A 25,291-nucleotide genomic window follows, 5' to 3' on the forward strand; every position below is an offset into this window, starting at 1 on the left:
ATGGCCAATTTCTCGAAGTCGAACGTGCCGCAGTTCTCGGTGGACGTCTACCAGAACGAGTACCTCCCGGAGGGCGGCCGCGAGGTCAGCGCGATCGTCACGGTGACCTCCACCGGCGGCGGCACGGTGGGCAGCGCGGTCGCCGCGCCGCACCTCTACTCGCCGGGCGAGGGCCCGTCCGCCGCGGTGGCGGTCATGGTGGACTGCTCCGGCTCGATGGACTACCCGCCGACCAAGATGCGCAACGCCCGCGACGCCACCGCCGCCGCCGTCGACACCCTGCGCGACGGAGTGCACTTCGCGGTGATCGGCGGCACGCACGTCGCCAAGGAGGTGTACCCGGGCGGGGGCCGGCTCGCGGTCGCCGACGCGACCACCCGCGAGCAGGCCAAGCAGGCGCTGCGCCGGCTGAGCGCGGGCGGCGGCACGGCGATCGGCACCTGGCTGCGGCTGGCCGACCGGCTGCTGTCCACGGCGGACGTCGCCATCCGGCACGGCATCCTGCTCACCGACGGCCGCAACGAGCACGAGGCCCCGGAGGACCTGAAGGCCGCCCTGGACTCCTGCGCCGGACGCTTCACCTGTGACGCCCGCGGCGTGGGCACCGACTGGGAAGTGAAAGAAGTCACAGGGATCGCCTCCGCCATGCTCGGCACCGCCGACATCGTCGCCGACCCGGCCGGCCTCGCCGCCGACTTCACGCAGATGATGGAGACGGCGATGGGCAAGGAGGTCGCGGACGTCGCGCTGCGGCTGTGGACCCCGGTCGGCACCACCGTCAAGTTCGTCAAGCAGGTCGCGCCGACGGTCGAGGAGCTGACCGGACGCCGCACCGAGGCGGGCCCGCGCGCGGGCGACTACCCCACCGGTTCCTGGGGCGACGAGTCCCGCGACTACCACGTCTGCGTCGAGGTCCCGGCCGCGAGCCTCGGCCAGGAGATGCTGGCCGCGCGGGTCTCGCTGGTCATCCCGCAGCCCGAGGGCAGCGTCCAGAACCTGGGCGCGCAGGGTCTCGTCCGGGCCGTGTGGACCGACGACATGGCCGCCTCGACGTCGATCAACCCTCAGGTCGCGCACTACACGGGCCAGGCCGAACTGGCACAGGTCATCCAACAGGGGCTGGATCTGCGCAAAGCGGGCGATATGGATGGAGCAACGGCCAAACTGGGCCGGGCCGTTCAGCTCGCGAGCGTCTCGGGGAACGCGGATACTGCGAAACTGCTTGCGAAGGTGGTGGACGTGGTCGATGCCACGACAGGTACTGTGCGACTGAAGGCGAAGGTCGCGGACGCCGACGAGATGACGCTCGAGACCCGGTCCACAAAGACTGTTCGTGTAAAGAAGTGACCTGAACGAGCTTTTGGGACACCGAAGCAGAGAGGGGGACGCGCCGACATGCCGACCTGCCCGAACGGACACCAGTCGGGTTCCGACGACTGGTGCGAGGTCTGCGGTCACCGCATGGCCGGTGCCGTACCTCCGCCCCCGCCGCCCCCCACCGCCGGCTACGGCTTCCCGCCGCCCCCGCCCGGCCAGGGCCCGCCCGGCCAGCCCGGCCAGCCCGGTGGAGGACGGCATCTGTCCTCCGTACCGGACCACGAGCCGGAGCTCTGCCCGCAGTGCCGTACGCCCCGTGAGGGCGGCGCGCCCTTCTGCGAGGAGTGCCGGTGGAACTTCCTGACCAACACGGCGACCTCGTACATGCCGGCCGCCCCGCGGCCCCCGGCCCCCGGCCCCGGCGCTCCGGGCGGACCTGGTGGTCCCGGCGGCCCCGGTGGTCCCGGCGGCCCCGGTGGGCAGTTCCCGCCGGCGCCTCCGTCCTACGGGGGCAGTGACTCGTTCGACTACCAGAGCTCCCGCCCGTCGCAGGTGAACCGTCCCGCCGAACCGTTGCAGCCCTTCGGCGGCGAGCCGGGAGGTCCCTCGGGACGAGCGGGCGGCCCCCCGCCGTTCGGCCGCGAGCCTTCGGGTCCGGGCGGACCCGGTGGACAGGGCGGTCCCGGTGGACCCGGCAGGCCCGGCGGCCCGCCCGGTCCCGGCGGCGGCCGTCCCCCCGGCCCGCCCGGCGCCGACCCCTTCGCAGGCCCGCCGTCGGGTCCCCCGCAGGACCCCTACCGGCGGGAGCAGACCGGGCAGTCCTCCGACCCCTTCGGCCGTGAGCCGTCCGCCGACCCCTTCAACCGCGAGCCGTCCGCAGATCCCTTCGGACGCCTGCCCTCCGGTCCCGGCGGTCGTCCGCCCGGCCCGCCCGGCTCCGGCCAGGGTGGCCCGTCCGGCTTCGGCGGCGACCCCTCGCGGCCGGTTCCGCCGCCGCCCGGGCCCACGCCCACGGCCGGCCCCGGCATGCCGGGTCAGGGCGGCCACGGTCGCCATGGCGGCGGCCAGGGCGGTCCGGGAGGCCCCGGAGGTCCGGGGGCTCCGCAGGCCTTCCAGCCGTCCGGTCCGCCGGCCCAGCCGGGCTACCCGCAGGAGACCGGCCGACCGCAGGGCGGCCAGCCCTTCGGCGGCGGTGACGACGACTGGGTGCTCTCCCCGCCGTCGCACACCGGCCCCGGCGGTCCCGGTGCGCCCCAGGGCGGCGGTGGCTACGGCTACCCGCAGCCCGGCACCACGCAAGCGCCGCCCCCGCCCGGCCCGGCGTTCCCACAGCAGCCGACGACCTGGTCCGCGACGATCGGCCCGGACCGCGCGTACTTCATGGCGATGATGCACCGCTCGGGCCCCGAGGCCGCGGGACTGAACCTGCCCGCGTACTCGCCCGAGCAGCAGCGCGCGCTCACCGGCAACCAGATCACCATCGGCCGCCGCCGGCACTCCACGGGCGAGACCCCCGACATCGACCTGTCGGTGCCGCCGGAGGACCCGGGCGTCTCGCACCAGCACGCGGTGCTGGTCCAGCAGCCGGACGGCAGCTGGGCGGTCGTCGACCAGAACTCGACGAACGGCACGACGGTCAACGGCTCCGAAGAACCGATCCAGCCGTTCGTCCCGGTACCGCTGCAGGACGGCGACCAAGTGCACGTCGGCGCCTGGACGACGATCACGGTCCGCCGCGGCTAGGAGCGCCGCCAGGCGCTCCGCCGGGGGTGCCGCGAAGTGCCTGTGCCGTCGTTCCGCTGCGGTGCCGTCGTGGCTGGTCGCGCAGTTCCCCGCGCCCCTTCGGGGCGCTGCCGACTTCGCCCGACCCGCTCAGGCCCGGACAGGCTCTGGACCTCTAGGGCTCTACCAGGCCGGTGTCGAACGAACCGGGCAGGGGCCAGGCGTACGGCCCCTCCGGTTCGTCGAGCCAGGCCCAGGCGTGCTCGACGCCGACCGTGACGCCGAAGCGCTCCCGCCCCGGCCTGCCCTCGCGCTCCCACAGGGCGAACGCCTCCTGCGGTTCGAGGGTGTCCCGGGTCAGCGCCAGCAAGAAGTGGAACAGCTCGCTCTCCCTGGCCCGGCGCGGCACCCCGGCGAGCGCCACCGGCTCCGGCTCGGGCCGCTCCGACCCGCACGGCGGCGACCCACGCAGCGGCACGAAGTAGGCCGGGGTGTGCAGAAAGCGCCCCTCGGCCTGGTCGGCGTCCCGGACGGTCAGCGCGATCAGCCCGGTGGCCAGCGGCGCCAGGATCAGGGCGCCGGGGACGCACTGGGGCAGCCAGACCCGGGGGATCGACGTCAGCGTGCAGGTCGCGATGATCCGGTCGAAGGGGGCGCGTTCGGGGACCCCGCGCGCCCCGTCCCCGGTGACGACGGTGGGCCGGTACCCGGCGGCGGCGAGATGCCGACGGGCGGACTCGGTGATCTCCGCATCCAGATCGACGGTGGTGACGTTCCCGTCGCCGAGCCGGTACGACAGCAGCGCCGCGTTGTAGCCCGTGCCCGCGCCGATCTCCAGGACCCGGCTCCCGTCCTCGACCCGCAGCTCGGCCAGCATCAGCGCCATCAGCGAGGGCTGGCTGCTGGAGGAGACCAGCACACCGTCGCGCATCCGGGTGGCCAGGGGGACGTCCTCGTACGCGCCGCGCACCCAGCGTTCCCGGGTGCGCGGGTCGGGGCTCTCGCCCCAGCGCCGTTCGTAACCGCCGCCGCCGACGCCGCCGACGCCGGAGCCGCCTACGCCTCCGACGTAGTAGTACGGCACGAAGAGATGCCGCGGGACGTTCGCGAAGGCCTCCCGCCATCGCGGGTCGGCGTCGAAGGCCCCGCTCGCCTCGATCACGCGTACCAGCGTGGCACGTGCGGAGACGGCGAGGCCCGCGAGCGGCTCGCCGCCCCGGTCGACTTCATGGGCGCCCATGACTCCACTGTGCGGCGCGCGGCCCCGGGAAGCGAGCCCCACGGCGACCCTTGGAGCGAGCCCCGCGGCAAGCCCTGAGGTAAGCCCTGAGGTAAGCCCCGGGACAAGCCCTGGCGGTGGTCCTAAGCCTCGGGTCCTCCGTCTCCCCGTCTGAGACCATGGGGGATGTGAAAGAGATTCGGCGCGGCACGCTTCAGGAGCAGACCTTCTACGAGCAGGTCGGTGGGGAGGAGACCTTCCGCCGACTGGTCCACCGTTTCTACCAGGGAGTCGCCGAGGACCCGATCCTGCGGCCCATGTACCCCGAGGCCGATCTGGGCCCGGCCGAGGAGCGTTTCGCGCTCTTCCTCATGCAGTACTGGGGCGGCCCGACGACCTACAGCGACAACCGCGGCCACCCGCGCCTGAGGATGCGCCACGCGCCCTTCGCCGTGGACCGAGCCGCGCACGACGCCTGGCTGAAGCACATGCGCGTCGCGGTCGACGAGCTCGCCCTGCCCGAGGAGCACGAGCAGACGCTGTGGAACTACCTGACGTACGCGGCGGCGTCGATGGTGAACACCCCGGAGTGACCCTCGGGGCCGACTCTCGGCTGTGACTGTCAGCTGTGCCCCTCGGGACCGGCTCTCAGGGGTGCTGTCGACGGACGCTGAGGGACGGCATCCCGAGCCCCGAGCCCGCACGCCGTACGGCGATCGACCCGTACGGGGTGCGCAGCCGCAGCCACCCGCCGAGCGAGAGCAACGCCAGGTCCCCCGAGCCCGCCGAGGGGCGAAGGAAGCCGAGCGACTGGGCCGCGTGCACGGCCCGCACGGGAAGACCGGTCTCCCCGACCGTCCGGGACCAGATCTCCCGCCCGATCCGGTCGAGTTCGGCCCGGGTCCGCAGTTCGGCCGCCAACTCCTCGGTACGGGACCGGAATTCGGCGACGGCCGCACCGACCATCGTCCGCAGCGCGTCCGGCGCGGGCAGCCCCGCCTCGGGCCGCCAGCCACCGCGCGGCGGCAGCACACCGGCCCACGGCGGCCCGGTGACGGCCGCGGGGACGACGGCGGTGGCCGCGCCGTCGTCGACGGACTCCAGCAGCTCGCCCGCCGAGACGGTCACGTCCAGCGTGACGTCTAGGCCGTTCTCGTACGGCTTGGCCAGCCGGACCGCGCGGATCGCGAGCACCTCGAAGGACGGCGGCCGGCCGAAGACGGCGAGCGCGGTGCCGGCCGCCTGCAGCCGTACCGCGGCCCCACGGTCGTAGTGGAGCAGCCGGGAGAGGAAGGCCGCGAGGTCCGCAGCCTCCCCCTCGTCGGCGAGGTGGAGCACCGTCATGCGGCGACGGCCTCCTTCTCGGCGGCCTGGTCGTCGTCCCGGTACTCGTTCAGGAACTCACGCTCGTCCGCGGTGATCCGGCGCGGCGTTTGAGTCTCGAAGTCGAACGGCACCACGACAGTGGAGGCCTGGACGTAGACGACGTCCCCGTCCTTCACCTCGTAGGTGATGGTGAAGGACGCCGCCTTTATCTCCGTGACCCACAGCTCGATGTCCACGGGCGTGTGCCGGTGGACGAGCTGCCGCTTGTAGTCGATCTCGTGGCGCGCCACCACGGACCCCTGCTTGAAGTTCTTCTCCGGGCGGAACAGGAAGTCGATACGGGCTTCCTCCAGGTAGCGGAGGAAGACCACGTTGTTGACGTGGCCGTACGCGTCCATGTCCGCCCAGCGCAGCGGGCAGCGGTAGATGTGCCGCAAGATCGATCAGCCCCGGGTCAGCTTCTTGTAGGTGGCGCGGTGCGGACGAGCTGCGTCCGCGCCGAGACGCTCGATCTTGTTCTTCTCGTACGACTCGAAGTTGCCCTCGAACCAGAACCACTTGGAGTCACCCTCGTAGGCGAGGATGTGCGTGGCCACTCGGTCCAGGAACCACCGGTCGTGGGAGACGACCACGGCCGCACCGGGGAACTCCAGCAGCGCGTTCTCCAGGCTGCTGAGGGTCTCGACGTCGAGGTCGTTGGTCGGCTCGTCGAGGAGGAGCAGGTTGCCGCCCTGCTTGAGGGTGAGCGCGAGGTTGAGACGGTTGCGCTCACCGCCGGAGAGCACACCGGCGGGCTTCTGCTGGTCCGGCCCCTTGAACCCGAAGGCGGAGACGTACGCGCGGCTCGGCATCTCGACCTGACCGACGTTGATGTAGTCGAGCTCGTCGCTCACCACGGCCCACAGCGACTTCTTGGGGTCGATGTTCTCTCGGCTCTGGTCGACGTACGAGATCTTGACGGTCTCGCCGACCTTGATGCTGCCGGAGTCCGGCGTCTCGAGCCCCTGGATCATCTTGAAGAGCGTGGTCTTGCCGGCGCCGTTGGGGCCGATGACCCCGACGATGCCGTTACGCGGCAGCGTGAAGGAGAGATCGTCGATGAGCACCTTCTCCCCGAATGCCTTGGAGAGGTTGTTGACCTCGACGACGATGGAACCGAGCCGCGGGCCCGGCGGGATCTGGATCTCCTCGAAGTCCAGCTTCCGCATCTTGTCGGCCTCGGCCGCCATCTCCTCGTACCGGGCGAGACGGGCCTTGGACTTGGCCTGACGCCCCTTGGCGTTGGACCGCACCCAGTCGAGCTCTTCCTTCAGCCGCTTGGCGCGCTTGGCGTCCTTCTGCCCCTCGACCTTGAGGCGGGTCGCCTTGGTCTCGAGGTAGGTGGAGTAGTTGCCCTCGTAGGGGTGGGCGCGACCGCGGTCGAGCTCCAGGATCCACTCGGCGACGTTGTCGAGGAAGTACCGGTCGTGGGTGACGGCGACGACGGTGCCGGGGTACTTCGCGAGGTGCTGCTCCAGCCACTGCACGGACTCGGCGTCCAGGTGGTTGGTGGGCTCGTCGAGCAGCAGCAGGTCGGGGGCCTCGAGCAGCAGCTTGCACAGCGCGACCCGGCGGCGCTCACCACCGGACAGGTTGGTGACGGGCCAGTCGCCGGGCGGGCAGCCCAGGGCGTCCATGGCCTGCTCGAGCTGGGTGTCCAGGTCCCACGCGTTGGCGTGGTCCAGGTCCTCCTGCAGCTTGCCCATCTCGTCGAGCAGCGCGTCCGAGTAGTCGGTCGCCATCAGCTCGGCGACCTCGTTGAAGCGCTTGAGCTTGCCCATGATCTCGGCGGCGCCGTCCTGCACGTTCTCCAGGACCGTCTTGGCCTCGTCGAGCGGCGGCTCCTGCAGCAGCATGCCGACGGAGTAGCCCGGCGACAGGAAGGCATCACCGTTGGAGGGGTGCTCCAGCCCCGCCATGATCTTCAGAACGGTGGACTTACCGGCACCGTTCGGCCCGACCACACCGATCTTCGCGCCGGGGAGGAAGCTCAGCGTCACGTCGTCAAGGATGACCTTGTCGCCGTGCGCCTTGCGCGTCTTGCGCATGGTGTAGATGTACTCAGCCAAGAGAAACCGTCCGGCAGCTTGAAATCAGGCAGTGGGCAGATACACCCCATCTTGCCTGAGGTCCACCCCCGGGTGGTAACCCATATGGTCGGGGGCGGCTGACCTGGGGGTTCGGGGTTGACGGCTGGGGCTCGTCCGTCGTTGCCGGTCGCCGGTTGCCGACGAGTGGCCTCGGAGGACGTCGGACACCCGTGGTCCGCGGACCAGGTCTTCGGCGTCCGGGGCGGACTGCGGCAGGCTCCGTGCAGCGGAGATGCACCGAGAAGATGCACCGATGAGATGCACCGATGAGTTCCGCCGGCCGGGCCGGTCTACAGGACGTACGTCATCGAGACGCCGACTGGAGACCCACCATGACGAATCCCGCGCACCCCGGCCGCATGCTGTTCGTGAACATCCCCGTGGCCGACCTCGAACGCAGCAAGGCGTTCTTCGCTGGTCTCGGGTTCAGCTTCAACCCGAACTTCACCGACGAGACCGCCGCCTGCATGCTGGTCGGCGAGCACGCCTTCGTCATGCTGCTCAGCCGTGAGAAGTTCGCGCAGTTCGCGAAACTGCCGATGGCCGATCCCACCACGCACACGCTGGCGCTGTACTGCTTCAGCGTGTCCTCCCGTGACGAGGTCGATACGGTCAGCGCCGCTGCACTCGCGGCGGGCGGCTCCGAGGCGGACGGGGCAGAGGACTACGGCTTCATGTACTCACGCAGCTTCTTCGACCTCGACGGCCACGGCTGGCAGGTCATGTGGATGGACCCGGCGGCGGTGGAGCAGGGCCCCGAGGCGTTCGCGGCCTCCACACAGAACGCCGATGCCCCGGCCTGACCCAAGCGGTCGCCGACCACAGCCCCACCACCTGTAATGCCCCGGACCACGATCGGTCCGGGGCATTCGACCGACGGAGTTCATTCTCGATAGACCACTACCCTGTCGCCCGTGATCTCCAGGTCGACACGAATGCGATCCGCTGCCGCTCCAGAATCTGCCGCAGCGCTTCCGCGCGGCAGAATGACATTCACTGTCCAGGGCCCCATGTAACGATTACCGGACCACTGGAACTCCGAGGGCAACTCGACATTGATTCGGGTGAACTTGTGAGGCGGTAGGGCGACAGAGACCGGGATGGAGAATTCAACCTCCGAGCCCCCGCGTACAACGGTGGCCTCGCTGTCGAGCGTGGCCGAGTGATCGCCGCTTGCCGAACATTGGATCGCGTAATCAGAGGGGACCGTCAGATGAACAGCCTTCACCAATTCATCGGTATCGCCGCCGTTGTGCACGGTCAATTCGATCACGTGCCCGTTTTTCGCTTCACCGACCCCACTCCCTCTCGTGGAATCCTCGCCCGCCGTTTCCCCTGTCCGCAAGGAGGCGATCGTCACCGGCTCCGGCTCGACTTGACTGCTCATCGCTTCCGGCTGACACGGATGACGGAGATGGCGTAGAAGACGCAGATGGCTCGGCTAAGCGTTCGGGCTCCGCATCTGCGGAATTGCCGGATTGAGAAGCATGATGGGCACGGCGTTTTCTTCTCAAGCCACCGGCCTGGACCGGCGTACGCGCCCCGTCACTGACGGGGTCGACGCCATGGAACGCAAACGATCAGTCCTGCGCCCTGTTCTCCTTGCGGCCGGTGAGGATCAGTGCCGCTCCGCCGATGACCACCAGGCCGATGGCCGTGCCCGCGATGAGGGGGGTGACGCTGGTGCCGCCTGTCGCGGCGAGGTCGGTGTCGTTCGTGACGGAGGTGCCGCCCACCGTGGCCGGGCTCGGTTCGCTGAGGGTCTGGGTGGTCAGGCCGGCGGTCTCGTCGGCCTGGGTCTGGCAGTCCAGGACGCCGGTGAAGCGGTTCTCGTCGCCTTGAGGCCCGTCGATCGTGAAGTCGTAGGCCTGGTCCTCCTGCAGCGGGATCGTCACCGTCTGGGACTCGCCCGCGGGGATGGCGTACTCGGTGCCCATCAGCTCGTAGACGAAAGCCGCGTCGCCCTGGTTGGTGGCGGTGATGTCCACGCCCGTCTTCGCGCAGTTCTTCGCCGCCGACAGCGCCGGAATGGCGCCCTGCTTCGCCCAGGTCGCGCTCGCCGTCGCCGACACCGTCGACTCGCTGGAGCCGGCCAGGATCTGGGTCTGGCTGCGGCTGTCGGAGGTGAAGGCGCGGCCGACGGGAACGGTGGTCGAGGCCTGGACGGTCAGCTCGGCCGAGCCGTCGGCCGAGTCGAGGGGCACGTCGAAGAACAGCTGGCTGCCGTTCGTCACCGACGTGACCTCCTTGCCGTCCTTCCCGACGATCCGTACCCCGCTGGTGGCGGCGTCCAGCGGGGGCGTCACCGTCACGCCGCTCGCGTTGGTGTGCACCGTCACCGGGCCGAGCAGTTCGCCGGGGTGGCCGGAGACGGCGGGTGCGTCGAGGGTGAGCGAGGCCTTGGGCTCGGCCAGGACCCGCGCGGCCTTCTGGAGGTAGTCCGCCAGCCGCTCGGCCTGCGGGTCGACGGCGTCGACGGCCGCGCCGTCCGAGTAGCGCCAGATGGCGACCTGGGTGCCGGCGGCCGCGTCCTGCTCGGTGAGACCGCCGTCGATGCCCGCCTTGTCCGCGAGCGCGGCGAGGTCGTTGACCTGGGGGTACGAGTTCTGCAGGATCCAACGGATGCGGCCCGCGTCCTGGTTGGCGCCGAGCGAGGTGCCGCTCCACGGCGTCTCGTGGTACTTGGCGTCCCGCTGCGTGGGGTTGAAGAGGTCGACGCAGTAGGTCTGCAGAGTGCCGCCGCCCTCGACGGACATCTCGAACAGGCCGGCCGAGACCTCCTGGTCCCCGCTCTCGGCATGGATCACGGCGGCGCCGAAGGTCTTGAGGCCGCCTATGGTCGCGGTGGCTCCGCCCTGACTCTGTGTCATCTCGGCGGCCGCGGCCGGGCCTGCACTCGCGAGCACGCCGAAGGCGGCGGCGACGAAGCCGGACACCAGCGTCGCCACCGTGAGGCAGACCGCCCCCCGTCCACGCACGAACGGCGCGGAGAACGAAGAAATCACGCAATTCCCCTTCGAGCAGGACCCGTTGATGTGGGGGGTACGGTCCCACCAGCAGAATCAGAAGCCCCGTGAGCCACGTCCGGCATCCTAGAGACGCCGCGCACCACGCTTACCGGTCATCTCATCGGATCGCCGATCCGACTCGGAATCGTTATCCCCAAGATCGTCCACCGGCCCGGCTTATCGACAAATCCATTCGGTCGCTTGGAACGCATTCGTCGATAAGCCGCAGTTCGACCTCGGGGGCCCGGTCACGACCGTTGACACTCCGTCACCACTGCGCGCCCCCCTCCGCGCCCCCACGCACCCCGCCCGTCCGCTCAACTCACCTCACGTCAGTCGCGTGGCCGCGCCTGGCCTCGCCTCACGACACCGCCACCGGCTCGCGTCGGCGCGCGGTATCGGGCTCCGGCTGCTTGGAGTCCATGGCATCCACGGAATCCGAGGCACCCATGGAATCCGAGGTACCCATGGAGTCCATGGCACCCGTGGAGTCCATGGCACCCGTGGAATCCACGGCCGGTGTCTCCCAGTTGGGCTCGGGCTGCGTGGGCGCTCCGACGGCCGTCGGCTCGGGGCGGCCCGAGCGCCGGAAGGCCGAGGTGCCCCGCGAGATGTCGTGGCCGATCGCCACCGCGTCGATGTCCGCCGACGTCCGGCTCTGCTGTCCCTCGCGCAGTTCCGTGCGCACCTTCAGCCTGCCCTGGACGATCACCGGGTCGCCGACGTTCAGCGAGGCCGTCGCGTTCGTGGCCAGTTGGCGGTTGGCCCACACCGTGAAGAAGTTGGTGTGCCCGTCCGTCCAGGCGCTCTTCTCGCGGTCCCAGTAGCGCGAGGTCACCGCCAGCCGGAACCTCGCCGACCCGCCCGCAGCCAGGTCCCGGTAGACCGGCTGCGTCGCCACGTTGCCCACCGCGCAGATGATCGTGTCGTTCACTTCGACCACTCCCTCGCCGGACGGTCGCGCCGCCCGGATACGCGTACGGGCCCGTCCCGTACGGTTGCGTCCGCCTCGGCGGTCACGGTCGCCGCGTTCACCGCGTACCGTCACCGCCCTCGCTGCGACCGCGTCCGTCGCGATCGCCGCGAAGCCAGACTGCCTCCGTCGGGCCGGGCCCGCCGAGCGCTGTGGATCACCGTCCGCCTGTGGAAAACTCCACCACCCGGACGAGTGATCTACGCCCCGCTCCCCATGATCACCCGGTCCCACGCGCCCTCACCGTGCGCCCGCATCACGTGCCCACACCGTGCGTCCTCACCGCGTGCCCGCACCGTGCGCCCTCCCCGCGTGCCCGCACCGCGCGTCCTCACCGTGTGCCCGCCCCCACGCCCGTGACCCGCGCGTACTGCTCCCGGACCTCCCGGTACCGCAGCAGTTCCGCGGCCACGGGGTCCAGGACGCGCGCCCGGCCGCAGCCTGCCGCCGCCTCCCGCAACCGGCGCTCCGCGTCCTGTCCGTACCGCCGGGCCGGTCCCCGGGCCGCCAGCCGGCAGCTCCACTCGACCAGCGGACCGCCGATGATGCCCGCCACCATCAGCAGCACCGGAACCCCGAGGTTCGGCGCCATGACCCCGACGATCTGGCCGACCAGCCACAGCCCGCCGACGGCCTGGAGGAGGGTCATGGACGCCTGCGCCAGAACGGCCGCCGGCCACCAGCCGGGCCGCGGCGGCCGTCCGGGCGGCAGTCCGGCGCGCTCCGCCAGCTCGTCCAGCGCCTCGGGCAGCCCCTGCGCACCGCGTACGGCCGCCTCCCGCACGGCCTGCGCCCACGGCATGGGCAGCCCCGCCGAGGCCCGCTCGGACACCGTGCGCACCGCCTGCTCGACCCGTTGCCGTGCGGTGGCCTCCTCGTCGGCCTGGGCGCGCACGGGGAGCCGTCCGGTGGGAGGGTCGCGCCGCTCCTGGTGCCACCGCCACAGCCGCAGCCACGGCGTTCCGCACGCGCGGCCCGCGTGGCGCAGCCAGGCGCGTTCGGCGGCCTCGCCCGCCGCGGTGGCGCCCACGGCGTCCGCGAGCAGGGCCGCGAACTCGTCCCGCGCCTCCTCGCTGAGCCCGGTCCGCCGCCCGGTGGCGTAGACGGACCGCAGTCGCCACGCGGCCACGTCCACGTCGGCGGCGATGCGCCGGGCCGCGGCACCGCGCTCCGCGACGAACTGACCGAGCAGCTCGCGCAGTTCCCCGATGCCGTCCCCGGTGAGCGCGGACAGGGCGAGCACGGTGGCGCCCGGTTCGCCGTATTCGCCGAGGGCTACGCCGTCCTCGTCGAGCAGCCGCCGCAGGTCGTCGAGGACCAGGTGGGCGGCCTCGCCGGGCAGCCGGTCGACCTGGTTGAGGACGACGAACATGACCTCCGCGTGGCCCGCCATGGGCCGCAGATAGCGCTCGTGGAGGACGGCGTCGGCGTACTTCTCCGGGTCCACGACCCAGATGACGGCGTCGACGAGCCCCAGGACGCGGTCGACCTGCTCGCGGTGCTGCACGGCCGCCGAGTCGTGGTCGGGCAGGTCGACCAGGACGAGCCCGCGCAACTGGGCCTCCGCGTCCGCGCTCTGCACCGGCCGTCGGCGCAGCCGGCCCGGGATGCCGAGCCGGTCGATGAGACTCGACGCGCCGTCGCTCCAGTTGCACACGATGGGCGCGGAGGTGGTCGGCCGACGGACGCCCGTCTCCGAGATGGTCACTCCGGCGAGGGCGTTGAACAGCTGTGACTTGCCGCTGCCGGTGGCGCCCGCGATGGCGACGACGGTGTGCTGCCCGGAGAGCCTGCGCCGGGCCGCCGCCTCGTCGAGGACCCGGCCGGCCTGGGCGAGCGTCCGGCTGTCGAGGCGCGTGCGCGAGAGCCCCACGAGTTCGCGCAGCGCGTCGAGGCGGGAGCGCAGGGCTCCGTCGTAGGCGAGCGGGGTCGAGGGCAGAGGGGCGACGCCACCGCCGCCGGGCCGCTTGTCCATGACGGCGGCCTGCTCGGCGGCCGAGGCCTCGCTCACGCGACGGGCGATGAGACCGTCGTCCCAGGCTCCGGCGGAGTCCGTGCGGGCGTCCGGACGCGACGGGGCGTCTTCGCCGGCGTCGGGCACGCGCGCGGGGTTCGCGGGGTTCTCCGCCGTGCCGACCTCCGCCATGCCGACCTCCTCGGGACCTCTGCGGCCCTGCGCCTGACCCCCGCCTTCCACATTCAGCTCCGCACCCGCACCCGCACCCGCACCCGCGCCGTCGCCTTCCCGCTCCCCCGAGGTCCTGTCGTCCGTGTGATCCATGTGATCCGTGTGATCTGTGTGATCCGTATGACCTGTCTGGTTGGTGTGATCGGTGCGGTCCGTGTGGTCCGTGTGGTCCTGGTCAGTGACGGCGGTCACCGGTCACCTCTCCTTCTGCAGTACGGACAGCGCGGCGATGAGTTCGGCCTGGGGTTCGGGGTGGACTTCGAGTGCGTCAAGCGGGGCGAGGCGGCGCTCGCGTTCGGTGTGCATCACACGGTCGAGATGTTCGGTGAGCAGCCGTCCGGCCCGGTCGCGCAGCCGCAGCGCGCCATGGGCGCCGATCCGTTCGGCGAGTCCCTCGCCCGCGGAACGCGCCCTGCGGCCGCCCAGCAGGGCGGTGGCGACGAGGGCGGCGACCACGTCCGGATCGGGCGCGAGACCGCGCTCCAGGCCGCGTACCTCGTCCTCGGCGTACTCCTCGAGCTCGCGCCGCCAGCGTCGTACCGCCAGGCCGATCCGGTGTTCGGCGTTCTCCTGCGAGGTGTCCCGGTCCGTCAGCGTCGGTGCGCTCGATGCCGGTTCGCGCCGCCAGGCTTCGTCGATGCGCTCGTCGGCCGCGGTGACGGCGCACAGCAGGAGCGCGCCAAGGCTTTCCACCAGGGCGTCCAGGAGTTCGCCTGCGGTGCAGTCCAGCGGGAAGGCCCGCCAGCGTTTGAGCGCGTCGCCGGCGAGCACCGCGCCGCTCTGCAGACGCCCCCGCACGCGCGTGTACTCGCTGTCGTACGCCCCGTCGACGGCGGAGGTGAGCCGCAGCGCGGCCGCGTACTGCGCGGCGGCGGCACCGGCCAGTTCGGGCATCCGGGCCTTGAGCGAGGCGAGCACGCCGTGGGCCGTGCGGGCCAACGCGTGGCGGCGGGCGCCGGGGTCCTGGGTGTGATGGACCAGCCAGGTCCGCAACGGCGCGACGGCGGTGGCCGGGAGGAGCCCGCCGCCCCAGGCGGACTCGGGCAGTTCGGGCACGGTGAAGCGCGGTACGTCGCCCAGCCCGGCCTTGGTGAGCAGGGCGCCGTACTGCCGGGACACCTCGGAGACGACCTGGTGGGGCACCCGGTCGAGGACGGTCACGAGCATGGCGTCGTACTCCTTGGCGGTGCGCAGCAGATGCCAGGGCACGGCGTCGGCGTATCGGGCGGCCGTCGTGACCATCACCCAGACGTCGGCGGCGCAGATCAGTTCTGCGGCGAGGACGCGGTTGCCGGCGACGAGGGAGTCGATGTCGGGCGCGTCGAGGAGGGCGAGGCCGGGCGGGAGGGTGTCGGCGGTCTCGATCCGCAGCACCCGTCTGCCGTCCTCGCCGGGGAGCAACAGGTCGTCCGCCGACTCCTGATGAGGCGCCCACACGCGTGTGAGGCCGGGCAGCACCCGCATGCCGCTGAACCAGTGATGGTCTTCCGGGTGGCACACGAGCACCGGAGTCCGTGTCGTGGGCCGCAACACGCCCGCCTCGCTGACCCGCCGCCCCACCAGGGAGTTGACGAGCGTCGACTTGCCGGCGCCGGTGGACCCGCCCACGACGGCCAGAAGCGGCGCTTCAGGCTGCCTGAGCCGGGGAACCAGGTAGTCGTCGAGCTGGGCGAGCAGTTCGTCGCGGTTGGCACGCGCGCGTGGGGCCCCCGCCAGGGGGAGCGGAAAGCGCGCGGCGGCGACACGGTCGCGCAGGGCGGAGAGTGCGTCGAGCAGCTGAGGCCGTACGTCCAAGGTCACCACACGCGAAGAATGCCCAATTTTAGGGGATTTATGAAGCATATAGGCATGTCTGCGCGCCGATAGGACACAAGGGACGGAAGGTACGACTGGGACAGAGGCACAGCGCAGGCATAACGAGTGCACAACACCCGTAGCCCTGGAGGGCAAAAGCGATGCACGATTCGCACCTGCCTGCGATTATCAGGACCGCTTCACCGAACCTCCACATTGAGCCACGGAGGCGAAGCAACCAGGACAAGGAACCGGGAGCCCTATCCTTGTCCCCGGCAACGTCACGGATCAGCCCACACCCGGGCAGCACGTACGAGGCCACCACACCCGGCCCCCGTAGCTCAGTGGATAGAGCAGGCGCCTTCTAAGCGCTTGGCCGCAGGTTCGAGTCCTGCCGGGGGCGCAAGTCTCCGCCCTCCCTCCGGGAGGGCTTTTTGTTGGTCGAGGGGCGCTGCTGTGCACGCCCTCAGCGGCCATATCCGGCCACCAGGGCAGAGGCGTCGCGCTGCGCGAACCGCACCGTGCCGGGGCCCGTCCCCGTCGCCGCCACAGCCGCCGGATGCACCCCGGCGACGACCATGTCCGCCAGGGCCAGTTCGGGCGGGGCGGCCAGTCGGTCCGGCCAGGACAGGACGGCCGGCGGTACATCGGGCGCCGACACCTCCAGACCGCTCGGCGGGACGCGCAGGCCCACGCCGAGGGCCTTCAGCACGGCTTCCTTCCTGGTCCAGACGCGCAGGAAGGCAGCCTGCCGCTCGGCAGCGGGGAGGGCGTGGAGAGCGGCCAGCTCGGTGCCGGAGAGAGCCGTCCGCGCCGCGTTCTCGACGTCGACGAACCCGTCGGCGTCCTCGACGTCCAGGCCCACCTGGACGCCCTGGCCGCCCCGGCACACGGCCACGCCGACGATCGCGCCGCTGTGCGTGACGGAGAACTCGTACGACGCAGGCGCACCCGGTGAATCCCGGGCGTCGAGCCGGACCTTTCCGTGCGGTCCGCCGCAGCGCGGGCACTCGCGCCGCAGCGGCACCCTCGCCGGGGGCACGTCGAGAAGTTCGCCAAGAAGCAGTCGGCTCAGGGCGCAGCCGACCAGGAAGCGGGCCCGATTGGCCGGGTCGACGGTCGCGTCGTGGCGACCCCGTTCCACGGGGTCCAGCAGATTCAGCAGGCCCTCGTGGGCATCGCCGAGGCGCGCCCACGAGACCTGCACCGGCATCTGCGCCGCTGCCTGCACCTGTACCTGCGCGGAAAGCACGACGCCGACCGGCAAACGGCTTCGGAAACGGCTAGTGAACCGCGCGCAGCATGCGCGTCACGTTGATCCGCGTCGGCGAAAGACCGAGCTCGACGCTCTGCATCATCCGCTCGCCGTTCAGCCGGCCGTAGGCGAGCAGATCCACGTTGGCCAGGCTGAATTCGGGCCAGGTGTGAATGCTCAGGTGCGAGGCGGAAAGCAGGAGAATCGCGGTGACGGCGCCGTTCGGGAAAACGTGCGACGCCTCACCGAGTACCGTGGCGTTTCCCTTTTCGGCGGCCGTGCGCAGCACCTGGAGGAGGCGCTCCTCGTCGGTCAGGATGCTGTGATCGCTCACCCACACATCGACGGCATAAGAGCACAGATCGTCGACGTTTATGCCCTCGGTGGCGAGGCTGGCGGAGTTGGTCATGGGGAACCGGGGGTGACGAACCGCTGCCCCCGTCTCCTTTCACATAGGTCTGCGCTGGTCCGCGCGGCCGAAGGGGAAGGTTGCGAGGCCGGTAAACGGCCCTCGATGGTGCCCAGCGTAGCATCCGGGGCGCTCTAGGGCTCGCGCGCGCACTGCGTCAAGGGGGACAGGGGGTGTCCGATGGATTTGGCCGAAAACCCACCTCGACCGTTTCGTGAATCATTCCAGAAAGCATCCCCGAACCACCATAAAATCATTCCCGAATAACCTTCGAAGCACCCCCGATCCGTCCCCGATCCGTCCCCGAATCACCCCCGAATCGCCTCGGAATCCGCCCGGAAAGAATTCCGGAGAACGCCTCGGAGAACTTCGCGCGAAACATTGCGGATTTTTCTTTTACATATCGGCCGCATACCCGAATCACCCACCGTTTCCGCATCCCCCGAGCGGGTCGGGCCGGCTGTCCGCCAGCCCGTATACTCGATAGTCCCGGAATCCACCAATCAGCTTGCCTGGAGCAGCATTGTGACGAACGCGCGTCGGCACCCTCGGAGTACCACCGCCGATTCTGTGCTCACGGAAGTCGCGGACGCCGTCCGGCTCCAGGAGGGTCCGCCCGGAGTACGGTCCGTCCTGCGCGCCCTGCGCCGGCTGGCCCCCGCCTCCACGAAGGACCTCAGCCGAGCGACCGGCCTGCCGGTGCCGATCGTGGCGGCCATGGGGAACGAACTGCGCCGTCGGGGGCTCGTCACCAAGGAGCGTCCGTCCCGGCTGACCGAGGCCGGTACGGACCTCGTCGCCGAGCTCGGCATGGATCTCTCCCTGGACGCGACCTGCGGCACCTGCGACGGGCGTGAGCTGGTCATCCCCGACGTGCTGGACGAGGCCGTGCGGCGGCTGCGCGCGCTCATGGAGTCGGGACCCGCCGCCGACATGGCCATCGACCAGTCGCACTGCACGGCCGAGACCAAGGTGCGCCGGGTGCTCGCGCTGCTCACCGCGGGCGCGCTGCCGGGCGGCTCGTTGCTGCTGATCGGCGACGACGACCTCGTCTCCCTCGCCGTCGCCGTGGTGGGCGACGTGCTCGGCGGTCCGATCGTCGAGCGGGTCACGGTCGTGGACATCTCGTCGGAGATCCTCGACTACATCCAGAAGGTGTCGGCCGGACTCGGCACCCGCGTCGAGACCGTCCAGCACGATCTGCGCCTGCCGCTGCCCGCCGAGCTTCACGGGCAGCACGACGTGGCCATGACCGACCCGCCGTACACGCCCGAGGGCGCCCGGCTCTTCCTCTCCCGTGCCGTGGAGGGGCTGCGGTCCGGTCCCGCGCACAGCGTCTTCTTCTCCTTCGGCGGCAAGAGCCCGGACGAGATGCTGGAGGTGCAGCGGGAGATCATGGGGCTGGGCCTGGTCACCAACGGCTACATCCGCAACTTCAACGAGTACGAGGGCAGCGGCATCCTCGGCGGTGTCGGCTTCTTCCAGCACCTCCTCACCACCACCTCGACCGCCCCCTCCCACCAGGGCGAGTTCAGCGGTCCCCTCTACACGGGCGACAAGCGGACCCGGCAGCGCGAGTACACGTGCGTGGCCTGCGACGCACGGGTCCGCGTCGGCCCCGGCGCCCGCTGGACCTCGGTCGCGGCCCTGCGCGAGGACGGCTGCCCCAACTGCGGCAAGGGCCCCTTCCGCCCTGGCCGCCTGGTCCCGGCGGAGGAACCGACGCCGCCGGTCCCGACCGAGGAGCCCCCGGCCGAGCAGCGCCCGACCGAGCAGCCCCCGGCCATTCAGCTCCCGACCACTCCGGCCCCGGCCTCTCCCCCCACGCCCACGCCCACGCCCACGCCCGCGGCCACGCCCACGCCCACGCCCACGCAGAAGGCCCCCGCCACAGCCGTGACTCCAGCCCCGCGCACGCACGGCTGGCATCGCCCCGCCGACGCCGACCGCGCCGCCCTCGCCGAGCGGGCGCGGCCGTACGTCACCCGTCAGGCCGACGAGCGTGATCTGCCGGCCATCGGCAGGTTCGAGGCCGAGATCGCCCGGGTCTCCTTCGGCGAGGACGCCATCGACGACCCGGAGCGCTGGGCGGCGCGCCTCGGCAGGGCGATGGAGAAGTCGAAGGAGGGCATGATCGTCGCCCACGGGCCGGGCGAGGAGCCCGTCGGCTGGTGCTGGGTGAGCATCAACCAGAACGCGATGACCGGCGACCGCTACGCCAACTTCCGCTCCCTGGCGGTGTCCCCGGTGGACAACCGCGGCGACGTCGCCGAACTCCTCCTCACCGCCGGCCTGGAGTTCTGCCTGGCGAACGGGATCACGGAGGTCGTCGGCCGGGTCCACGTGGGCAACGTCCCGATGCGCACGGTCTACCGCAAGTTCGGCTTCGACCCGACCAGCCTGTCGATGAAGCTCTTCCTGCCCGAGGAGGCGCGATGACGGTCTTCGACGCCGAGGGCGTCAAGTGCGTCGTCTGGGACCTCGACGGCACTCTCTGGGACGACGTCGCCGTGGAGACGCCCACCGACGAACTCCCCACCCCCCGCCCGGAGATGCTCGCCGCGATCGACGCGCTGGCGGCGCACGGCGTGCTCGCCGGCATCGCGAGCCGCAGCGCGCCCGCCGTCCTGGAGCGGCTGGCCGCCGGCCGTCCCGACGTGCGCGAGCGCTTCCTCGCGCCGCAGGTGTCCTGGCAGGACAAGAGCGAGTCGCTGCGCAGGATCGCCAAGGATCTCGGCATCGCCGTGGAGGCTCTGCTCCTGGTCGACGACTCGCCGTACGAGCGCGCCGAGGTCGAGGCCCTGCTGCCGGGCGTCCGCACCCTGGACCCCGCCGACGTGCCGGAGCTGCTGGCCGCGTTCGAGGGCCGGGAGGTCACCCCCGAGTCCCGCGAGCGCGTGCGCCGCTACCGCACCGAGGAGACCCGGCGGGCCGAGGGCGAGCGCTTCCAGGGCTCGCGCGAGGAGTTCCTGCGCTGGTGCGACATGCGCCTCACCGTCGGCGCGGCCACGCCCGAGGAGATCCCGCGCGCGCTGGAGCTCGCCGCCCGCACCCACCGGCTGAACTCCTCCGGCCTCACCCCCGACCGGCTGCGCGAGCTGGCCGCCTCGGACGGGCACGAGGTGTACACCGCCCGGATGGCGGACCGGTTCGGCGCGTACGGGATCATCGGCGCCGCGCTCGTCGACCGCACCGCTCCCGCGACCTGGTCCGTTCCGCTGCTCGCCCTCTCCTGCCGGGTCGCCGGACGGGGCGCGGCGGCGGCCTTCCTGTTCCGGCTGATGGAGCGCGCCCGGGAGGCCGGCGCCGAGGAGTTCCGGGTGACCCTGCGCCCGACCGACGCCAACCTGGAGATGCGCATCCTGCTCCGCCAGGCGGGCCTGCGCCGCACGGACGCCGCCGACACCTCCGCCGGCCCCGCCACGGCGAGCGCCGCGACCGCCGCGGATTCCGCGGTCCTGGGCCGGATGCTCCATGGCGATCTGCCCGCGCCGCCCGCATGGCTGCACGTATCCGACCGAGAGGACGCCGAGGCGTGACGGACGCCCAGCACACCCAGCACACCCCGACCCCCCAAGCCCCTCAAGCCCCTCAAGCCTCCCGAGCCCCCCAGGACCGGGTCGCGGTGGAGCGGGAGCTCCGTTCGATGATCGCCGAGGCCGCCCGTCTGGACGAGGCCTTCGTCGCGGAACTCCCCGCCGACACCGACCTGTTCGGCCCGCGGATCGGCCTCACCTCACTGGCCGGCGTGACCCTCCTGGGCACGATCGACCAACGCTTCGGCGTCGACGTGGCCGCGCTGGACCTGAGCCTGGACAGCCTGCAGTCGATCGCCACGCTGTCCGACTTCGTCACGACACACCTCCAGTCGCACTAGCCACCCGTCTGTACGTCCCTCCTGTTCAAAAAGGGTGATCCGTACGGCCGTGCCGTGACCCGTGCGGGGTGGCTGCGTTGAACGGGGAGTGCGACGGCGCCCCCTGCCGCCGCATGAACCGAGTCACTAAGGAGAACGTGATGTCTCGCATCGCGAAGGTGGCCGCTGTCGCCCTCGGCACCAGCGCCGTGGTGGTCAGCGGAGCCGGCCTGGCCATGGCGGACGCGGGTGCGCAGGGTGCGGCCGTGGGCTCGCCGGGTGTCCTGTCGGGCAACATCATCCAGGTTCCCGTGCACGTTCCGGTGAACGTCTGCGGCAACACCATCAACGTCGTCGGCCTGCTGAACCCGGCCTTCGGCAACACCTGCGCCAACGTGAGCGACCACCACAAGGGTGGCGACCACGACAAGGGTGGCGACCACGACAAGGGCGGCGACAAGCACAACGGCGGCTACGGCGGCTGAGCCGACCTCCGTACGCACCACCAGCACCACCAGCATTACCAGCACCACCAGCACGATCAGCACCACTAGTACGACCAGCACGGCCAGCACCACCAGGAGAGCCCCGGCACCTCGAGCGCCGGGGCTCTCCCGCGTCCCCTACGGGGTCCCGCGTCCCCTACGGTCAGGCGTACCGGTACGTCCCGGACGCGTCCTCCAACTGGTCCGGGGTCACGTCCCACGGGGCCAGCTTCTCGTGCCGGGCGACGACCCGGCGGTACTGGCGGCTGCGCGGTCCCGGCGGCTCGGCGGGCAGATAGCGGTGCTCGCCGTGCCGGCTCTGCCAGCGGGTCCACAGCAGGTCGACGAAGGCGTGGTGCAGCCAGAAGACGGGGTCGTTGACGGAGGCGCCGCCGAGCATGACCCCGCCGACCCACCGGTGCACCCGGTTGTGGTTGCGCCAGGCGGCGCTGCCCGAACCGCTCCCCCACCCCTCCAGCTTGTTGCGGAAGCCCTGGGCGGCCGTCGAGTCCCAGGGCTCGGTGTCGTAGACCGGGTCCTGCAGCGCCCGGTCCACGTCGCTCATGACGGGCAGGTCGATGGGGGCGCCGGCGCGGCCGAGGTCGCGGGTGAGGAACGCCCCGTCGGTCACGTTCTCCGTGATGGTCCAGTCGCCGTTGGCGTAGGCGAACGGGCCGGTGGTCACCTGGTGGTCTGAGGGCCGTCCGTTGCCGCCGAGGAGGTCCTCGGTCCAGGGGGTGGAGGTCGAGGCGCGGTCGCGCGTCCAGTCCCAGTACGGCAGCGTCACCGAGGAGTCGACCCGGCGCAGCGCCTCCTCCAGGTCCAGCAGGAACCTGCGGTGCCAGGGCAGGAAGGAGGGCGTCATGTGGGCGGTGCGCAGACCGCCGTCGCCGTCGGAGACGTAGTGGTCGATGTGCATCCGGACGAACTCGTCGTACTCCCCCCGCCGTTTGATCTCCAGCAGCGCGTTGACGAAGCGCCGCCGCTCGGCGGCGGTGAGCGTGCTGACGTCCTTACGGATGTAGGCCATGGTGTCCCCCCATGTGCGTGTCGTGGTGTGCCGGAACCGCCTCGCGCAGTCGCTCGCCCGGGCCGAGTCCGTCGACGGCGGCGCGGGCCGCCTCCAGCGGGGTGGTGTACGAGCGGTAGTGGTCGACCATGCTCAGCCAGGTGCCGTCGGCGCGCCGCATGAGGTGCAGCGGACGGCCGTCGACCGTGACCGTCCACCGGGCGTCGGACGCCGTGGCCGTGCGCCCCGTCGAGGTCAGGGCCCCGCTGATGTGCCGGCCCCGGTAGATCTCGTCGAAGGAGTCGAGGGAGTCGAGGGAGCCGTGGGAGTCGGGGAAGGAGTCCGCGGGGTTGTCGTCCGCCGGGCTCGAGGGCCAGGAGGCGGCGACGACGGGGACGATCGCGAGGGCGACGGCGCCGCCGAGCAGCCCGCGCAGCAGGTCACGCCGTCGGGTGTGGTTCGCCGGGCCGGGTCTGTCCGCGCCCGCCGACTCGGTGGTCGCGGGTACTCCGTCGACGCTGACGACCATGGTGTTCTCCTCGTCCGGTTCGGTTCTCCCTGGGGGTAACCGTCGAGTGGGCCGCCTGGTCACCACCCGGCACCGGATGCGGACATGAGGACGGGTGGGAGGACGGGTGGGAGGACGGGTGGGAGGACGGGCATGACGACGGGCCCGGACGAGGCGTCCGGGCCCGTGGTCTTGGCGGTTCTGCTACGGCTCTCCCCGTCTCCCTACAGCCCCTTGCCCAGCCCGAGGTCCGCGGTCGGCACCGTCTGCAGCACGGGCGTGAGCACGCCCGCCTCGGGCAGCTTCAGGTCCGGCAGCCCGAAGTGGTCGGGGTTGGGCGCGGTGAGCGGGGCGTCGACGTCGAGGCCCGGGCCGACGGTGCGCAGGTCGGAGGCGGGGGCGTCGAGGCCGATGTGGTTGAACTCGTTCCCGAGGATCTCCGGCAGGGGCGCCCGCACTCCCAGTCCGGGCAGTCCGGCGGCGACGGGCAGCTGCGGTACGACCCGCTCCGGGATGAGACGGCCCTCGACGAAGCGCGGTCCCTCGGGCGCGCCCGGCGTCGGCAGCGGGATCTCGCCGCCGATCCTGGGCAGTTCCACGTTGAGGGACTTCTCGACGCCGTCCAGCGGTACGGGGACGGGGACCGTGCCGATCGCGGCGGCGGGCGCCACACCGGCGGCGGCGCCGGCTGCGGCCGCGACACACGTGATCACTGCGGCGAGGGTTCCTCGGGTGGTCGACTTCATCTCGGGTACGGGCCCTTTCGGAGGTGTACGGGGGGGGTGCGTCCGTACCGGGTAACGAGCCGGAAAACGGCATCAGTTCACAATTCCCCCGGGTGCCGTATTAGTGCTACGAATGATCAGCTCGTCCAGAAATCCCACCATCGGGTCAGAATCAGCATGCCGACCACTCCGATGTGCAACAGCGGCAGAACCCAGGTGAATTCGGCGAGGAAACTCCGTACTCCGGCCGGAGCGGGCAGGAAGCCGTGGCGTACGTCGTACGAGACGGCGTACCAGAACAGGAGGATCGTGGCGACCCACGCCAGACAACACCACAGGCACAGGGCGTTGATCCGGTACAGGGACTCGAACTGCAGCCAGGACACGAACCCGACGCCGAACAGACAGCCGGCGGTGAAGGTGAGCCAGTACCAGCGGGGGAAGGCGGCGCCGGCCAGCAGGCTCACGCCGACGCACACGACGATCCCGTAGGCCACCAGGCCCAGCATCGGGTTGGGGAACCCGAACGCCGAGGCCTGGTCGCTCGTCATGACGCTGCCGCAGGAGACGACCGGGTTCAGGCTGCACCCGGGGGTGAAACCGGGGTCCTCCAGCAACTTGAACTTGTCGAGGGTGATGACCCACGCGGCCAGCAGTCCGGCCGCACCGGCGAGGACGAGCAGCAGGGCGTACGCGCGGCCGCCGCCCGCGACCACCGGCTGCGGCCGGGGCCGGGGCTGAGGCTGGGGCTGAGGCATCAGCCGCGCAGGCGGCGGGCGGGCAGGACGATGTGCGCCGCGGCCGTCAGGGTCTCGTCGGCGCCCGCGAACGCGGCCAGCGCCTCGGGCGTGACGGCCCGCCCGGGGGTGGCCTCCGGCCAGGCGCGGGCGGTGAGGACGAAGTAGGCGTAGCCGCGCTGCTCGACGGCCGCGAGCCACTCCGGCGGCGGCAGGCACTGGGCGTTGAGGTTCGGCATGTTCAGGACGGCCGCGCCGGACTGGACGAGCAGGCTGAACGGCAGGCTCGGCCGCTCGGTGCCGTCGACGACGTCCCCGCCGACGGACATGCCGTGGTCGGCGAGCAGTCGCCGGACGGCGGCGGCCGTCCCCTCGGGGCCGTCCTCGGTGTCGCCGAGGGAGTAGGCCAGGAGGTAGGGCATGTCGCTGCCGTCGGGGGCCTCGCCGCTCCACGGCATCACGACGAGGGTGCCCAGGTCGGTCACGCGGAAGGGGCGGGTGGTGCTGGGGGTTGAGGTCACCGCGCGACCCTATCGGCGCAGCGCAGGCCCTCCGGGCGCGTTCTCACCCGACCGGGGGACGCCGATCCGTTGCGCCACACGAACGAGGTACGCGCCGCTCGACCCGGCTC

General features: G+C 71.5%; 24 protein-coding genes and 1 tRNA gene. 9 read left to right on the top strand and 16 right to left on the bottom strand.

Annotated elements, in window-relative coordinates; translation table 11 throughout:
- Positions 1-1,347 (top strand): vWA domain-containing protein, encoded by a 1,347-nt coding sequence (locus tag ACWD4O_RS16495; protein ID WP_351906362.1) that lies wholly within the window; start codon positions 1-3, stop codon positions 1,345-1,347.
- Positions 1,348-1,395: 48 nt separating this feature from the next.
- Positions 1,396-3,060: an FHA domain-containing protein gene (locus tag ACWD4O_RS16500; RefSeq protein WP_451280401.1), complete on the top strand. Its 1,665-nt coding sequence runs from the start codon at positions 1,396-1,398 to the stop codon at positions 3,058-3,060.
- 154 nt (positions 3,061-3,214) lie between these two features.
- On the opposite strand, the gene ACWD4O_RS16505 is transcribed toward ACWD4O_RS16500, so the two are convergent.
- Positions 3,215-4,279, bottom strand: a complete 1,065-nt coding sequence (locus ACWD4O_RS16505) for a methyltransferase domain-containing protein (protein WP_451280403.1) — start codon at positions 4,277-4,279, stop codon at positions 3,215-3,217.
- Positions 4,280-4,437: 158 nt separating this feature from the next.
- On the opposite strand from ACWD4O_RS16505, the gene ACWD4O_RS16510 reads away from it, so the two are divergent.
- Positions 4,438-4,851, top strand: coding sequence for a globin (locus tag ACWD4O_RS16510; RefSeq protein ID WP_451280405.1), 414 nt, complete (start codon positions 4,438-4,440; stop codon positions 4,849-4,851).
- A 55-nt stretch (positions 4,852-4,906) separates the two neighbouring features.
- On the opposite strand, the gene ACWD4O_RS16515 is transcribed toward ACWD4O_RS16510, so the two are convergent.
- Genes ACWD4O_RS16515 through ettA form a run of 3 tightly spaced genes read right to left on the bottom strand, consistent with a single transcriptional unit; the run spans position 4,907 to position 7,692 of the window.
- Positions 4,907-5,602 (bottom strand): hypothetical protein, encoded by a 696-nt coding sequence (locus ACWD4O_RS16515; RefSeq protein WP_451280406.1) that lies wholly within the window; start codon positions 5,600-5,602, stop codon positions 4,907-4,909.
- The gene (locus tag ACWD4O_RS16520) at positions 5,599-6,021 is read right to left on the bottom strand and encodes an acyl-CoA thioesterase (protein ID WP_451280408.1); all 423 of its coding nucleotides are present in this window, start codon (positions 6,019-6,021) and stop codon (positions 5,599-5,601) included. Before ACWD4O_RS16520 ends, ACWD4O_RS16515 begins: the two co-directional genes overlap by 4 nt.
- 6 nt (positions 6,022-6,027) lie before the next feature.
- Complete coding sequence (gene ettA, locus ACWD4O_RS16525) at positions 6,028-7,692, bottom strand: energy-dependent translational throttle protein EttA (protein WP_351906380.1); 1,665 nt, start codon at positions 7,690-7,692, stop codon at positions 6,028-6,030.
- Positions 7,693-8,045: 353 nt separating this feature from the next.
- On the opposite strand from ettA, the gene ACWD4O_RS16530 reads away from it, so the two are divergent.
- Entirely contained in the window at positions 8,046-8,516 is a 471-nt protein-coding gene (locus ACWD4O_RS16530) for a VOC family protein (RefSeq protein ID WP_451280410.1), read from the top strand.
- Positions 8,517-8,596: 80 nt separating this feature from the next.
- On the opposite strand, the gene ACWD4O_RS16535 is transcribed toward ACWD4O_RS16530, so the two are convergent.
- The 5 genes from ACWD4O_RS16535 to ACWD4O_RS16555 all read right to left on the bottom strand — a co-directional run bounded on the left by ACWD4O_RS16535 (position 8,597) and on the right by ACWD4O_RS16555 (position 15,685).
- Positions 8,597-9,100 carry a hypothetical protein gene (locus tag ACWD4O_RS16535; RefSeq protein ID WP_451280412.1) on the bottom strand — a complete coding sequence of 168 codons (504 nt, stop codon included), beginning with the start codon at positions 9,098-9,100 and terminating at the stop codon, positions 8,597-8,599.
- A 193-nt stretch (positions 9,101-9,293) separates the two neighbouring features.
- Positions 9,294-10,718: a TQXA domain-containing protein gene (locus tag ACWD4O_RS16540; RefSeq protein ID WP_451280413.1), complete on the bottom strand. Its 1,425-nt coding sequence runs from the start codon at positions 10,716-10,718 to the stop codon at positions 9,294-9,296.
- 364 nt (positions 10,719-11,082) lie between these two features.
- Positions 11,083-11,655: a single-stranded DNA-binding protein gene (locus ACWD4O_RS16545; RefSeq protein WP_451280414.1), complete on the bottom strand. Its 573-nt coding sequence runs from the start codon at positions 11,653-11,655 to the stop codon at positions 11,083-11,085.
- A gap of 370 nt (positions 11,656-12,025) precedes the next feature.
- Positions 12,026-13,975, bottom strand: a complete 1,950-nt coding sequence (locus tag ACWD4O_RS16550) for a GTPase (protein WP_451280416.1) — start codon at positions 13,973-13,975, stop codon at positions 12,026-12,028.
- 102 nt (positions 13,976-14,077) lie between these two features.
- The gene (locus ACWD4O_RS16555) at positions 14,078-15,685 is read right to left on the bottom strand and encodes a dynamin family protein (protein WP_451280418.1); all 1,608 of its coding nucleotides are present in this window, start codon (positions 15,683-15,685) and stop codon (positions 14,078-14,080) included.
- A gap of 321 nt (positions 15,686-16,006) precedes the next feature.
- On the opposite strand from ACWD4O_RS16555, the gene ACWD4O_RS16560 reads away from it, so the two are divergent.
- A tRNA-Arg gene (locus ACWD4O_RS16560) sits at positions 16,007-16,079 on the top strand.
- Positions 16,080-16,142: 63 nt separating this feature from the next.
- On the opposite strand, the gene ACWD4O_RS16565 is transcribed toward ACWD4O_RS16560, so the two are convergent.
- The gene (locus tag ACWD4O_RS16565) at positions 16,143-16,928 is read right to left on the bottom strand and encodes a 4'-phosphopantetheinyl transferase family protein (RefSeq protein ID WP_451280419.1); all 786 of its coding nucleotides are present in this window, start codon (positions 16,926-16,928) and stop codon (positions 16,143-16,145) included.
- Positions 16,929-16,959: 31 nt separating this feature from the next.
- Positions 16,960-17,340 carry an S-adenosylmethionine decarboxylase family protein gene (locus ACWD4O_RS16570; protein WP_069773010.1) on the bottom strand — a complete coding sequence of 127 codons (381 nt, stop codon included), beginning with the start codon at positions 17,338-17,340 and terminating at the stop codon, positions 16,960-16,962.
- A gap of 570 nt (positions 17,341-17,910) precedes the next feature.
- Here ACWD4O_RS16570 and ACWD4O_RS16575 point away from each other — a divergent pair.
- From ACWD4O_RS16575 to ACWD4O_RS16590, 4 genes are all read left to right on the top strand, one after another.
- Positions 17,911-19,779 (top strand): GNAT family N-acetyltransferase, encoded by a 1,869-nt coding sequence (locus tag ACWD4O_RS16575; protein WP_451280421.1) that lies wholly within the window; start codon positions 17,911-17,913, stop codon positions 19,777-19,779.
- Positions 19,776-20,879 (top strand): HAD-IIIC family phosphatase, encoded by a 1,104-nt coding sequence (locus ACWD4O_RS16580; protein ID WP_451280422.1) that lies wholly within the window; start codon positions 19,776-19,778, stop codon positions 20,877-20,879. The genes ACWD4O_RS16575 and ACWD4O_RS16580 overlap by 4 nt, the downstream gene beginning before the upstream one ends.
- Complete coding sequence (locus tag ACWD4O_RS16585) at positions 20,876-21,217, top strand: acyl carrier protein (RefSeq protein WP_451280424.1); 342 nt, start codon at positions 20,876-20,878, stop codon at positions 21,215-21,217. The genes ACWD4O_RS16580 and ACWD4O_RS16585 overlap by 4 nt, the downstream gene beginning before the upstream one ends.
- Positions 21,218-21,357: 140 nt before the next feature.
- The gene (locus ACWD4O_RS16590) at positions 21,358-21,681 is read left to right on the top strand and encodes a chaplin (protein ID WP_451280425.1); all 324 of its coding nucleotides are present in this window, start codon (positions 21,358-21,360) and stop codon (positions 21,679-21,681) included.
- Positions 21,682-21,844: 163 nt separating this feature from the next.
- Here the strand turns inward: ACWD4O_RS16590 and ACWD4O_RS16595 are convergent, their stop codons facing one another.
- The 5 genes from ACWD4O_RS16595 to ACWD4O_RS16615 form a co-directional block, all read right to left on the bottom strand.
- Positions 21,845-22,711: a tyrosinase family protein gene (locus ACWD4O_RS16595; RefSeq protein ID WP_451280427.1), complete on the bottom strand. Its 867-nt coding sequence runs from the start codon at positions 22,709-22,711 to the stop codon at positions 21,845-21,847.
- Entirely contained in the window at positions 22,695-23,219 is a 525-nt protein-coding gene (locus tag ACWD4O_RS16600) for a tyrosinase family oxidase copper chaperone (RefSeq protein ID WP_451280428.1), read from the bottom strand. The genes ACWD4O_RS16595 and ACWD4O_RS16600 overlap by 17 nt, the downstream gene beginning before the upstream one ends.
- Positions 23,220-23,422: 203 nt before the next feature.
- On the bottom strand, positions 23,423-23,944 hold the full coding sequence (locus ACWD4O_RS16605; RefSeq protein WP_451280429.1) for a hypothetical protein: 522 nt from the start codon (positions 23,942-23,944) through the stop codon (positions 23,423-23,425).
- Positions 23,945-24,060: 116 nt separating this feature from the next.
- Positions 24,061-24,681: a vitamin K epoxide reductase family protein gene (locus tag ACWD4O_RS16610; RefSeq protein WP_451280431.1), complete on the bottom strand. Its 621-nt coding sequence runs from the start codon at positions 24,679-24,681 to the stop codon at positions 24,061-24,063.
- The gene (locus ACWD4O_RS16615) at positions 24,681-25,181 is read right to left on the bottom strand and encodes a DUF5949 family protein (RefSeq protein WP_451280432.1); all 501 of its coding nucleotides are present in this window, start codon (positions 25,179-25,181) and stop codon (positions 24,681-24,683) included. The genes ACWD4O_RS16610 and ACWD4O_RS16615 overlap by 1 nt, the downstream gene beginning before the upstream one ends.
- Positions 25,182-25,291 lie beyond the last annotated feature (110 nt).

Source organism: Streptomyces sp. NPDC002623 (assembly GCF_053592635.1).